10 protein-coding genes are annotated in these 11,774 nt (G+C 51.6%); 2 read left to right on the forward strand and 8 right to left on the reverse strand.

Annotated elements, in window-relative coordinates:
• Positions 1–154 precede the first annotated feature (154 nt).
• Positions 155–2,611: a bifunctional UDP-N-acetylmuramoyl-tripeptide:D-alanyl-D-alanine ligase/alanine racemase gene (locus tag ACXYMU_RS19740; protein ID WP_458988147.1), complete on the reverse strand. Its 2,457-nt coding sequence runs from the start codon at positions 2,609–2,611 to the stop codon at positions 155–157.
• Between the two features lie 147 nt (positions 2,612–2,758).
• Between ACXYMU_RS19740 and ACXYMU_RS19745 the strand changes: the two genes are divergently transcribed.
• Entirely contained in the window at positions 2,759–3,709 is a 951-nt protein-coding gene (locus ACXYMU_RS19745; protein WP_458988148.1) for an EamA family transporter, read from the forward strand.
• Positions 3,710–3,789: 80 nt separating this feature from the next.
• Here the strand turns inward: ACXYMU_RS19745 and ACXYMU_RS19750 are convergent, their stop codons facing one another.
• The 6 genes from ACXYMU_RS19750 to ACXYMU_RS19775 form a co-directional block, all read right to left on the reverse strand.
• Positions 3,790–4,098, reverse strand: coding sequence for a hypothetical protein (locus ACXYMU_RS19750; RefSeq protein ID WP_458988149.1), 309 nt, complete (start codon positions 4,096–4,098; stop codon positions 3,790–3,792).
• 343 nt (positions 4,099–4,441) lie between these two features.
• Entirely contained in the window at positions 4,442–7,030 is a 2,589-nt protein-coding gene (locus tag ACXYMU_RS19755; RefSeq protein ID WP_458988150.1) for a DUF5686 and carboxypeptidase regulatory-like domain-containing protein, read from the reverse strand.
• A 147-nt stretch (positions 7,031–7,177) separates the two neighbouring features.
• Complete coding sequence (locus ACXYMU_RS19760) at positions 7,178–7,630, reverse strand: hypothetical protein (protein ID WP_458988151.1); 453 nt, start codon at positions 7,628–7,630, stop codon at positions 7,178–7,180.
• A gap of 69 nt (positions 7,631–7,699) precedes the next feature.
• Positions 7,700–8,290 carry a hypothetical protein gene (locus ACXYMU_RS19765; protein WP_458988152.1) on the reverse strand — a complete coding sequence of 197 codons (591 nt, stop codon included), beginning with the start codon at positions 8,288–8,290 and terminating at the stop codon, positions 7,700–7,702.
• A 71-nt stretch (positions 8,291–8,361) separates the two neighbouring features.
• On the reverse strand, positions 8,362–9,048 hold the full coding sequence (locus ACXYMU_RS19770) for a DUF6843 domain-containing protein (RefSeq protein ID WP_458988153.1): 687 nt from the start codon (positions 9,046–9,048) through the stop codon (positions 8,362–8,364).
• A 133-nt stretch (positions 9,049–9,181) separates the two neighbouring features.
• Positions 9,182–10,051 (reverse strand): DMT family transporter, encoded by an 870-nt coding sequence (locus ACXYMU_RS19775; RefSeq protein WP_458988154.1) that lies wholly within the window; start codon positions 10,049–10,051, stop codon positions 9,182–9,184.
• A 197-nt stretch (positions 10,052–10,248) separates the two neighbouring features.
• On the opposite strand from ACXYMU_RS19775, the gene ACXYMU_RS19780 reads away from it, so the two are divergent.
• The gene (locus ACXYMU_RS19780) at positions 10,249–10,731 is read left to right on the forward strand and encodes a regulatory protein RecX (RefSeq protein ID WP_458988155.1); all 483 of its coding nucleotides are present in this window, start codon (positions 10,249–10,251) and stop codon (positions 10,729–10,731) included.
• 374 nt (positions 10,732–11,105) lie between these two features.
• On the opposite strand, the gene ACXYMU_RS19785 is transcribed toward ACXYMU_RS19780, so the two are convergent.
• Positions 11,106–11,741: a DUF4230 domain-containing protein gene (locus ACXYMU_RS19785; protein ID WP_458988156.1), complete on the reverse strand. Its 636-nt coding sequence runs from the start codon at positions 11,739–11,741 to the stop codon at positions 11,106–11,108.
• Positions 11,742–11,774 lie beyond the last annotated feature (33 nt).

The raw sequence follows: 11,774 nt of genomic DNA on the forward strand, positions 1-11,774 counted from the left end.
AAGAGCTTATCCTGCTGGCTGTGAAATCATAGAATCCGGGTATAGATGGTTAATGATGCAGACACGCACAGGAACGGCGCACACTGTGAGGTCTTTCAAAGTATCGTGATTGAATCAACAATAATTCAATAATCAACCATTTAACAATCACAGCTTACTCCGAATAGAAAATCCGCTTTACGCGGGAGCTGACATTGGTGAGCAACTCGTAGGGTATGGTGCCGATGCTTTGGGCGAGCACCACCAAAGGCAGCTGCGGGCCAAACACAATCGCTTCGTCGCCGGCTTTCACGGGTAGGCCCGTTACATCCACCATGCTCATATCCATGCACACGTTGCCGATGATCGGGCAATGCCGCCCATGCAGCAGCACATGCCCCACCCCGTTGCTGAAGCGGCGGTCGTAACCGTCGGCGTAACCGATGGCGATGGTGGCGATGGTGGTATTATAGGTAGCCACTCCCTTGCGGCTATACCCTACTGTTTCGCCTTTCTTAATCTGCTTGACCTGCGACACCGTGGTTTTGAGCGTGCTGACTGGGCGCAGGGCCTCCTGTGCTGTGCCGGTGGCTTCCACGCCATAAATGCCGATACCCAAGCGCACCATGTCCAATTGGTGCTCCGGGAAGCGCACTATGCCCGCCGAGTTGAGGATGTGCTTGATGAAGGTATACCCCAAACGCGCCTCTACCTCCGACGCCATACTCCTGAACTGGCTGATTTGCTGCTGCGAGAAATCATTGTGCACCGCCTCGTCTGCCCCAGCCAAATGACTGAAGGCGCTCACCACTTGCACCTGCGGGTAACGCTGCAGGATTGTAAACAGCGCTTCAAAATCATCCTCTGTAAAGCCAAGCCGGTGCATTCCGGTATCCAGTTTCAGGTGTATTTTGGCGTTTCCGGTATCCCCTAATGAATTAACAAATGCTTCCAGTTGCTCCACTGCATAAATCTCTGGCTCCAGATTATACTGCCGCAACTTGGCGAAGCTGTCTGGCGAGGGATTCATGACCATGATGGGCACCGTTATACCACTTTCGCGCAGCATCACGCCTTCGTCGGCGTAGGCCACGGCAAGGTAGTCCACGCGGTGAAACTGCAGCAGGTTGGCCACCTCGAAGCTGCCGCTGCCATAGGCAAAGGCTTTCACCATCACCATCAGGCGTACATCCGGGGCCAGTTTAGAGCGGTAATAATTCAGGTTATGCACCAGCGCATCCAGGTTCACTTCCAGCACCGTGCCGTGCACCTTCTGCTGAAAGGCCTGCACAATCTTCTCGAACTCAAAAACGCGCGCGCCCTTCACCAGAATCAACTCGTTCCGGAACTGGCTTGGGTTAAACTGCTTCAGAAAATCGGCGGTGGTGGTATAAAACTCGGTTGAGATGGAAAACAAACCGCTGTAACGGCTGATCTTCTCGCCAATGGCGATGAGTCGCTCCACGCCCCGCGCCTGCACCAACTCCGCCACTTGCCGGTATAGCTTCTCCTCGGGCAAGCCCGATTCCAGTAGATCAGACAGGATAACGGTATGGCGTCCGCGCTGGGGCTGGTTCATCAACAGGTCGAGGGCGATGGCCAGGCCGGCGAGGTCGTTGTTGTAGGTATCGTCTATCAGGTAGCAACTGTTGATGGCCTCTTTCATCTCGAGGCGCATGGCCACGGGGTGCAAGCGGTCCAGCCGGTCCTGAATTTCGGAGAGCGGCAACTGACGGTATAGCAGGAAGGCCATGCAGTGCAGGGCGTTCTCCACAGAGGCCTCATCGGTAAACGGAATGGCCAAACGCCCTTTCTCGCCTTGCCTCTTAAACACCACAATGGTTTTGTGCCCGACCGTCGAAGTGCCCGATATGGTGACGTTAGCCGCTTGCGTCCGCGACCAGGTAAAGCTGTTTATACCCGCTGCCTGCACGGCTTCGTGAATCAGGGTATGGTCGGAGCAGTAAAAGAGCAAGTCTACGCTTTTAAAAAGTTGCAGCTTCTCGGCTACTTTCTGCTCGTGCGTGTCAAAGCCTTCGTCGTGGGCGCTGCCGATATTGGTGAAGATGCCCATCGTGGGCTGAATGACGCGCTGCAGCTTCTCCATTTCGTTGGGCTGCGAAATACCGGCCTCAAAAATGGCGAAGGTATGGTTCTGGTCCATCTGCCACACGCTCAGCGGCACGCCCAACTGCGAGTTGTAACTGCGCGGGCTTTTCACGGTGAGTTCATCGGGGCTAAGCAGTTGCGCGAGCCATTCCTTCACGATCGTTTTGCCGTTGCTGCCCGTAACGCCCACTACCGGAACCTGAAACCTCAACCGGTGCCATGCCGCCAACTGCTGCAATGCCGCCAGGCTGTCGGGCACCTGTAAAATGTTCGCCTGCGAGTATGTCCGCCGCAGTTCGGCTGCATCGCCCTGCTCTACCACAAACTGTCGCACACCCTGCTGGTATAGCTGCGGCAGGTATTTGTGCCCATCATTATACTTCCCCCGGATGGCAAAGAACAGCGTGCCCGCCGGCTGCGAGAGCTTGCGGCTGTCGGTGAGCAGGTGGATGATGGGCAGGGGCTGTGCGACTTGCACCACTTGCGCATTGAGTACGGGAAAGAGGTCTTGGAATGTGAGCATAAACGCGGTATCGAGGCTTGCTTCAAAGATAAGTTAAAAGTGAGGGATTTGCTTTACGGAAATAATCTGCACCTCCCCTATCTAAACAACGGATAACCGGCAGCAAATCCTTACTTTTGCGCACTTTTTCAGCGTACACTTCTTATCATGGAAACAAGCAACAACAAGCCCTATTACGCAGCGGCTATCTCGGCCTTCGTTATCTGGGGCTTTATTCCTTTTCCGCTCAAGGCGTTGGCGGCCTACCCCAGCGGGCAGATTCTGTCTTTCCGGGTGGCGCTGTCGGTGGGGTTGCTGCTGCTGATTATGCTGTTGTTCCGGCGCAGGCACGTACAGGAAACCGTGGCGCAGGTAAAGGGCGCTGTGCCACGCGAGCGGCGTTTGTTCTGGCTCTATACCTTCTGCGGCGGCGTGTTGCTTACGGTTAACTGGCTCACGTTTATCTACGTTATCAACCACATCAACATCCAAACGGGCTCTTTCTCTTATCTGCTCTGCCCTATCCTGACGGCGATGCTGGGCTTTTTGCTGTTGAAAGAGGAGTTGCGCCCGAACCAGTGGCTGGCTATCGGATTAAGCGCCCTGAGTTGTGTACTGGTTGGCACCGGCGAGCTTTCAAGCCTGCTGCTTAGCCTCCTGATTGCGCTGAGCTATGCCTTTTACCTGATTACGCAGCGTCTGCTGCGGGCCTACGACAAGATTGTGCTGCTCACGCTGCAACTGATGCTGTCGCTGGCGCTGCTGGTGCCTTTTTATACCTATTTCGTGGGCGAAAGCACCCTTGCCCTCGATACGCACTTCTTCCTGAACATTGCCCTGCTGAGTGCCGCTTTCACGGTGCTGCCGTTGTTCCTGAACCTGTATGCACTGAAAGAACTGACCTCGGGCACCATCGGCATCCTGATGTACATCAACCCGATTATCAACTTCGCGATGGCCTTTCTCTATTTCGGGGAGGAAACGACACCAACCCGACTGCTGGCTTACCTGCTTATCTTCGTGTCAGTTATCATCTACAACATCAACCTGAAAGGCCGCAAAAAGAGTGGCGACGGTATGGTGATACCGCCTGTGGGCACTACCGCCGTGGTAAAATAGCAACAGCCCCGCCAGTTTTATAGCCGGCGGGGCTGTTGCGTGTCATACCCTCTCAACAGAGAGCGCATTAAAGAAGATTATTACTGATCCGCTCTTTTCTGCCTTTCCATATCCAGTTTGTGCAAGCGGCGTGCGGCGGTGTCTACGTTAGAGTTCATCTCTCCGAACTGGTTGGCCTGCTCAGCAGTCTCAGCGGTATCCCCGATGGCGCTCGGGCGCGGCTCGTTCAGATGTTCAGCGTCTGTCATGTCTACAATCGCTTCCGAAGTGCTTGTATCGTCTGTTGGGTTGGTTGCAGGCCGCTCGCCGTTACAGCCAAAGCCCACCCCCACCACGGCCGCAAAAGCTACTGCCACTCCTGTTTTAAATATATTTGATGCTTTTTTCATAGTCAGGTTATATTGGTTATCGAGCTATTTTTAACGGCCTGCAGGCTAATAGGTTGTATGGGGAGTGCTGAGTCGCGGGTTCTGAGTAATCCAACCACCCCCTGCCCCCTCCTTGGCTTTTTCGAGGGCCCCTACCCCCAGGCGGGGAGTTTTACCTCTCCCCAGCCCTCTCCTAAAAACAGGAGAGGGAGCACGGATTTTACATTATTGAGTAATTTTTCCTCCAAATTGGCAGCAGCTATAGAATGTTTGGCTTTCCGTAGTAACAGCAGACTCCTCTCCTTAGCCAAGGAGGGGGCAGGGGGTGGTTGGATACAATTTGCGCTAGCATCCTACAACCACTCTAAAACCCGACACCAACCATGATACCGGTTCTGGCTTTGTTGCCTTCCTGGAAGGAAGTGACGAAATCGATGCGGATGACTTTGAAGATGTGCTCGATGCCGAGGCCGAGCTCCAGGTAGTTGCGCGATTGCTGGGTTTGCAGGTAATTCAGGCTAAACACTTCCTGCCACTTGAGTTTGCGGAACAGCGGGATCTTGTTGAACAGAAAGCCGTTGAAATGATGCGCGTAATGCCCTTCCAGGTAGCTGTTGTTAGTGCTGTAGCGGTAGTAGTCCAGCAACTGAAAGCCCTCGTAGGTGCCTGCAAATAGCGTGCGGTTGCCGTTGAAATGCTTGTAGTCCATCAGGTACATACTTTGCTTGCCCCAGAACGTGCCGCCGGTTATGCTGTATTTGCTTTGCCCTAATAGCCCGAAGCTCACGTCGTCGCTGATGCGGAGGGCGGCAGTATGGAAGGAAACGTCGCTGCCCAGTGCGTTGATGCCGGTGCGGTAGCCGAGGGAGATCAGCGGATACTCGGAGCCCAGGTTTATTTTGTTGTCCGGCCTGGAGATATACTCCTGCCCCGGCCGGAAGCTCACGCTCAGGCTGAGCACAAGCGCTTCGTGTGGCGAAAAAGAAGCATCTGCCAGTTCGGCGTTTAAAGGAACATTCGGCGTAAAGCGGCTCTCCTGGTCATCATCCCGAAGCAAGGTGTATGTGGTGGTGTTTTGCAACGGCATACGACGCGCATACTCCAGACGCCCGTTCAGGAACACACCGTTCCAGGGCTCGCCCCTGTACGACAACTGCGCGAAATCACGCTGATACAGCTTCATGTAATTGCGTTCGGCCAGCAGGGTATAAAGCGTGTTCACGAACGGCGAAATAGGCTCCACACTGCTGATTTGCTCTACGTAGCGTCCGCCCTCGACCGAAATCGTGCTGTTATCAATCGGGTTGAAGTTGTAGGTGAGGCGAAGCTTGGCGTTTAGTTTCTCATTCGAGAAGCCGTAACGTACCGACGGCGCGATCTCGTAGCGGGTGCGGTCCTCGAAGCGTTTGGTGTACTCCAGCCGTACATCGGCCACCACCCCCTCCACGGTGTTATACTGCAAAATGCTCGGACCGCCCGTCACGCTCAGCAACGGATTTATACCGTAGTATCGGCGCTGAAAAGAGTTGGAGTAGGTATAGCCGCGCACCAGGAAGTTTCCGATAGAGGGCTTGTTGCGCACCTGATCCAGCGAGTCCTGGTAAGGCCTGGATTTTTTGACTACCTCCAGGCTGTCTTTTTTATGGTAGTCCAACACCTCTGCCTTCGTGAGCGGCACCGGGCGCACGGCGGCCCAATAAGCCGAGTCGCGCGCGTTGGCTTCCTTGTCCACCACCATAATCTCCTTGCTAAACAGCTTCTCGTTCAGGATTGGCGGCTGCTCTTCCGGGCTAGCCTCCTTTGGTTTGATCAGCCTAAATTTCTCTTTTTGGGGAGGCGCTGCTGCTATGGCTGTTTCTTCGGCTAGCTCCGGCTCCACTTCCTCCAGTTTCGGGGGCCGGGTATAGGCAGGCTGCACTTTATAGTTCGAGTATACCCCCATCGCGTAGCCGCCGCCCTTAAAGCCCAGCCCCGCCGCCTCAAAGCTGAAGCGCTGCGACACCGGCATCCATACCTGCTCCGCCACCGGGGCGTATACCTGCCGCACCCGAATCCAGTCTACAAACTCGATGCCCGATGCTTTGGTCAGCATCAGGTCGGTGCTGTGGATGCGCCAGCTGCCGTCTACGATGTAGATATTGCCCGAGAACACCGGATCGTTCTTGCGCCGGGGTATAACTTTTATCTTGTTGATGGTGCGACCGCTTTCCTGGAACGTGCCCAGGTACTCGAAGCGGTAATAGAACAGCGCGTTGCTGGCCAGCGGCGACACGAAGCCGCGCTCGCTCAGGCCCTCCACCTTCAGCAGGTTATCGTAAAAGCTGATGCTCATCTCGGAGGCCTGGTTAAAGCTGAAGCCTTTTTTCTGGCCGCTCACCTTGCTCGAGATCATGCGCTCGTTTATCTTGTTGGGCTTCTTAAAGCTCAGCTCCGACACCGACTCCGACAGGTATACAATGCCTGTGTCCACGTCCACCACTTTAATACCCAGCACCTTGGGCGGCACTTTGTCCAGGCGGTACACGCCTTTCATGTACACCCGCGCGCGCCAGGCATTCACCTCGTTTTGGTGGTACTTGCGCAGCCGGATGGCCTTGCGCATGATGCCGTAGGCCGGGTCTTCGTCGGCGGCTCGCACCACCACCTCTTTCAGGTTCAGGACTTCGGGCTGTAGCTGCACGTTCAGTTCCTGGCTGCCCTCGCCCACCGTCACCGTCTCGAAGCGGGCCCGGTAGCCGACATACTTAAACTCGAGGGTATAGGAGCCGGGGCTTAGTTGCAGTTGGTAAAGCCCCTCGTCGTTGGAGGCGGTGCCGCTGGCAGTTTCCTTGATGTAGATGCTGGCAAACGGAAGCCCCTGCCCCTGCTCGTTGGTGATGCGCCCATGCAGCACCCCGGCCATCGTGGCGGCAGGCAGCAAAAGCAGCAGCAAGAACAGGTAAGCGTAACGCATGGGGTCTGGGGAAAGGGTTTATACTAGACTTGTTTCAGTAGTGATTTTATAACGCAGGAAATGGGGTAGATTGTTTAAGTGAGGGGGAGATTAACGTTTTGGGCATAAAGTGAGCAATGCGAAGCAGAGTTTAGCTTATGTACTGGGTTAGGCAAAGTGGTATTTTACTTTTTCTCTGCTCAAATACCGAATAAGCAGAATGATAGGAACAGACCACAGTAAAGCTCCGAAAGCATGTTCTACACCAAACTCTCCTTTGTCAAAAGGGTTGTAGGGAGCAATGAAAATTGCCTGATACCAGAGGCTTATCAAGTAAAGCAAAGCGAAAACTTGCGCTAAGACTCTTGCCCAATTTTTATAGAGCATGATGAAAATTCCTGCAACAAAGAACCCCAAGCCTAAAGCTAAAGATACAACAGCTATAGGTTTTGCGTAGGAAAGCATATGACTCTCATAGGGTACTTCTTCAAATTCACTTGCTCCTTCAACTAAAAAGTCCACTAGATAAAGTAATCCAATAAGGCTGGATATAATAGTAAGAGATGAGACTACGATAAGCACTATTCCTACTGTTCTTATTGACTTCAACTTGTCATTCATACTTTGCTATTTTGCCAAACGTACTTAGCCATAAGGCGTCGTAGCTGGCTTATGGGTGAGGTTAGGAATTTACTCTATTGTTCTGAACTGCTTCTGCCGTAAATGCTCCATTCCTTCTGTAGAGCCAGCAAGTCGCAGATTATCTTTGATCCTGGGATGAAGTGCCTTCACAATTTGCCAAACTTCTTTGTTCTTTTCCACATCTGAGTACTGCAAGACCCTATAATTTGACCATGAAGTTCCTCTGACAAAGAAGAAACCAAGTTGTTCACTCCAATAATGCTCAGAGCCAAAATCTATACTTCCATCAGCTGTTGAGAATTGGTATACTTCCATCTCTTTTCCATTAACAGGAATACTGTGATTTTCCACAAAATTGAACAGCTTCTGGTCTTCATATGTAGAGTTTATTGCTGCTATCTCTGGCTTCTTTATGTTTATGAAATAGGTAGTAGTGTCAAAAAGTGTTCGATAAGTAGTAGTGGAGGTACTGTTATTGGTTTTCTGTTCTATAGTTAATGGCAGATAATATATCTCCTGATGCGTACCCCTTACAGCTTGCCAGTAGAGTTCATGTGGCCATACTTCTTCTTCTTTCTGCTGACTACATGAAGTCAAACAAAAGATAAAGACGAGAAGGGGCAAAACAATTCTATTCATTGAGTTTTTCCTAACGGTCTCGTATAAACAACGTGCTAGGTCGTCGGCCGTGGCATGATGTTTATACAATGTTAGCGGTTGTTTTTCTTTGTTCTACATTCATATAACAGGCTATCTACTAATTTGTCAACAGCTCCCATATTATTCGCAACCCTTAAACTATCCCAACTATTTACGGCCATAGTATGAAATTCGTAATTGTCGTTCTTTAAAGTGCTACCACCTCCAGTTCCCAATAAGAACATTCCGACTTTATTTCTAGGTGGTTCGTTATTGTTCTTTTCTAGAGTATAATCCTCGTTGAAGTCCTGTTGAATTAGTGGCTCAATTCTTTTAACCTTTTCCCCTCTTTCATTTACAAAGTAATATTCGTGGTCGATAAGGCCTGTTTCAAATTCGTTCTTTAATATCATGACACCGTTATCGGGTATTCTGTACACTAACCTACCATTAACCACAGGTACGGTTTGACCACATGATTCATTATATATCAAAGTGATTTGTCCTCTAAAATTTTCTCGGACTAAGAATGTTTCGGGTGTCATGCGCTTGGAGCCAAAATACATGAAAGCAAGAAACCCTGGATACCATAGTAGAAAAGGTATGACCATGGTTAAAATCTTAGTCTTCCAACTTGTTTTGGAGAACCAAACAACTGCAAGTCCAACCAATAAAACAGGGCCAGCAAAAATTACAGCATATGGATTTAAACAAACTATCCAGCTTATGATAATTATTGCTAAACCTATTCTGTACATCTATTATAAGTTGAAATTACCGCTAACTTGTAGATATGCGTGCCTTGTTACGTTTAGCTAACAACCGTTGTGCGGCTAACAGTGATAGGATTGTCGAATATACTACAAAGCAAATTCTTGTAAAATGGCAAAGTTAGTGTGCTCGCTGATGTAGTGCCTCCCGCTTCGCCAACCGGTTTTTATACCGCATATTCAGCACTACACCGAGCAGTACCAGTCCCATACCAGCATAGGCGCCCGCATGAAACAGCTCTCCGAAAAGCGCATACCCCAGGAACAGGGCATAAATGATTCCGATGTAGTTGAGGCTGGCCACTTTGGATATTTCTTCGGATTGGTACGACATCGTCATGTAATACTGCCCCAACTGCGTGAGCAAGCCCACCAGCAGCAGCAGTGCCCAGTCCCAGCCCTCGGGCTGCACCCAATGGAACAGCGCGTAAAGGCCCACCGCCGGCAGCGCAACCAGCGGAAAGTAAAAGATGATGACCAGGGGGTGCTCCTGCGTATTGAGTTTGCGCACGATGGCGTAAGCGAGGCCCGTAAACACAGAACTCAGCACCCCGACCCACAGGTAAAAGGTATCCACACTGGTTTCCACGCCCTCAATCACCAGCACGCCCGCAAACGAGAGCAGGAAAAAGAACCATTGCCAGGGCCGCACCCGCTCCTTCACGATAAAAAGCCCCAGCACCGCCGAAAAAATAGGCGACATGTACTGCACCGTTGCCGCCGTAGCCAGCGGAATATGCTGCAGCGTGTTAAAGAACAGGATGAGCGCTGAGGCCCCGGCTACCCCGCGCGCCACCAGCCACACCTTGTTGTTGCCCCACACGCTCACGTTTGCCCGCCGCAAATACGCATAGCTGATCACGAGCGAAATAACAGACCGGAACAGGATCACCTCCGCCGCCGGAATATGCGCCACCAGCTTCACGCAGACATTCATCAGCGAGAAGAAAAGCGTAGACAGCAACATGTACTTAACTCCTTTCGTCAGCATCTTAGCTTTCAGTTTGATTAAAGCTGCGAAGGTCGTGGTTTTGCCCCGTGATTGCTACTTTTGATCGTATAATAGCGGGAATGCCTGCCGGTTCGTAAAAGTAATTTGGCTTCGTTGCAAAGGGCTTTTGCCTAACTTAGCCCCCTCAGAACCTTGTGCCGTGGCAGCATGTTTAGCTAAAAACAAAGCGTAGAGATTTGGAGCGACAAAAGAAACAGCGGTTTTATACCCCAAAGGAAGCCTTGATTAAGGTGGCAGCATACTGTGCCTACCAGGAGCGCACGCAGCAGGAAGTACGCACAAAACTGTTCTCCTACGGTCTGGAGCCGGACGATGTGGAGGAACTGATCGTGCGCCTGGGCCAGGAGAAGCTACTGGATGAGGAACGCTACGCACAAAGCTACGTGCGTGGCAAGTACGGCCTGAAAAAGTGGGGTCGCCGCAAGATAGCCCAAGGCCTCAAAAGCAAAGGCATCTCCGACTACTGCATCAAGCAAGGCATGAAAGAAATTGACCCGGAGGTATACGAAGAGAACCTCCTGCACCTGCTGGAAAAGAAAAACGCGACCGAAAAAGAAAAGAACCCTTTCGCCCGCCGCCAAAAGCTAACCTACTTCCTCATGAGCAAGGGGTATGAGGGTGACCTGGTGCAGGATGCGCTGAAGGGGCTGGAAGCGTAAGAATTGCGGTTGATTATAGATACCGGGTCAAACTACCCCCTGCCCCTCCTTATCTTTTTCGAGGGCCCCTACCCCCAGGCGGGGAGTTTTACCTCTCCCCAGCCCTCTCCTAAAAACAGGAGAGGGAGTTTTATACCTCATTCAACCGCATTTAGTAGTCGTTTAGGTTGCTGTTATTAGATAGGCTTTCCGATTGAAATTAGCTTCCTCATAAACTACGAAGCCAAGCATTCACAAAAAGGAAAAGCAGACTCCCCGCCTGGGGGTAGGGGCCCTCGAAAAAGCCAAGGAGGGGAGTGGTTGGATACAGCTAGCTAAAAGTCAAACCTTCAGCAAAGCCCTGCAACAATCAGCAATTAACAATAACCAACTAACTACCGCTTCCTAACTGGCCCCGGGTTCTGTATCCGGCGCTGCGGTACCAGCACGACGCGGCGACCGGTGATCTCCTCCAACATCGGCTTCAGGATGCGCTCGGCGTTTTCGGTGGTTTGGCGCAGGATGCCGGAGTTCAGGGCGGCTCTTTTCACGTTCTGCTCGGCGTATTTATACCCCTCCTCTACCAAATCCGCATCCTGGAAATATGTGTTCTCCTTGCTGAACACCTTGGATTTGCTGTGGTCTACCTTGTAATAGCATATCTCGGGGGCAGGCAAAGCCACCTGCACCAGCGTATCGCCCTGAAACTGAATATCAGCCTGCGTGATTTTAGCAAAATCCACACAGCCCACCGCCTCCCCCGACACGATCAACACCAGTTTGGAATTGGGTATAAACCGGGAGACAGATTTCTCATACTCCACCACATCCTTAAAATTGTAGCGCACCAGTTCCATCTTGCCTAGATCCTCCACCGAGGTCAGCACGGTGTTATAGTTCACAACCACTTCTGGCTCCTTCTTCTCCTCTGGCTTATCAAAAAAGCTCCCGAAGGTGCGCCACAGAAAAAAGCCAGCCAGCAAGATAAGGATCCAGGGGAGAAGCTTGAACACAAAACGGAGTAGGGGCATGTATAACGGTATTTTAAGAAAGCGTGGTTAATT

Source organism: Pontibacter sp. CAU 1760 (genome assembly GCF_054482735.1).